This window comes from Bartonella sp. AD328YNZD (assembly GCF_042196425.1).
This window is the reverse complement of record NZ_JBHIQG010000664.1, coordinates 1-836: the sequence shown is the minus strand read 5'-3', so window position 1 is coordinate 836 and position 836 is coordinate 1. Positions and strand designations below refer to the sequence as shown.

The following is an 836-nucleotide window of genomic DNA, read 5'->3' as shown; positions in this document are numbered from 1 at the left end:
TATCTTTCACCCACAACAATTTGCCCATTGGCAGGAAAGATTTTTGCTGCCTCTCTTAAATTCATCCATGATGCTTCACCAAAAACACCTTTTTTTGCACGCTTGACCTTACTTTTAGGTGGAGAGGTTGTTATGAATTGAATGAGGGACAAAAAAACACCAATGATGATGCCAAAGACAACCATGGGATCCATAAATTGAAGAGCGTAGCTCCACGTTATTCCTTGTTGTCCAACATAGGGACTTAAGCGTTTTATTTCACCACCAATATAGTAAAGAGCAGTCATTCCAAAAAAGACAATGGAGACAAAAGTGATTATTCTACGCAGGTGCAGTTTTTGCGAGAGACTATACAACAATGAAACAGTAGCCGTTAGTGCTAGGACTAATAAAGGTTCTGAACGAAGAGTCCAATAAATTTGATCGCTCTTTAGTCCATTTGTTATAAACAACAAAAAGTGAGGGACAAGGAATATTGTTAAAGCACCTAAAGCGATCGGTGTTAAAATGAGTACCATTTGTGTTTTGGTATATTTCATTGTATTTTACTTTCAATTCTGTCAGAATATGTTGCGAAATGCTCTTTTCCAAGTGTGTGATATGAACTCTCATCTCTTTTTGCAAAGGTGCAGATAACGCCAGACAGTTTTTGCTTATGAGCCTTTCTCATTAAGGAGAAAGGTTTTATCTATTCTTAGCAGGCCATAGCAAATGCTTGGGAACGATGCATTGTGCATATTTGCGCTCGTTGATGTACTTCTTTGGTTTGCTTAATAATTTCTGTAATTTGCCTAGCTTTACTTTCTGATACACCAATACTTTGAGCCAATGTTTCA

1 pseudogene is annotated in these 836 nt (G+C 37.3%); it reads right to left on the bottom strand.

The features are described from left to right. A pseudogene (locus ACFIO3_RS14350) lies at positions 1–539 on the bottom strand (Ti-type conjugative transfer system protein TraG); the annotation flags it as partial. Positions 540–836: the final 297 nt, after the last annotated feature.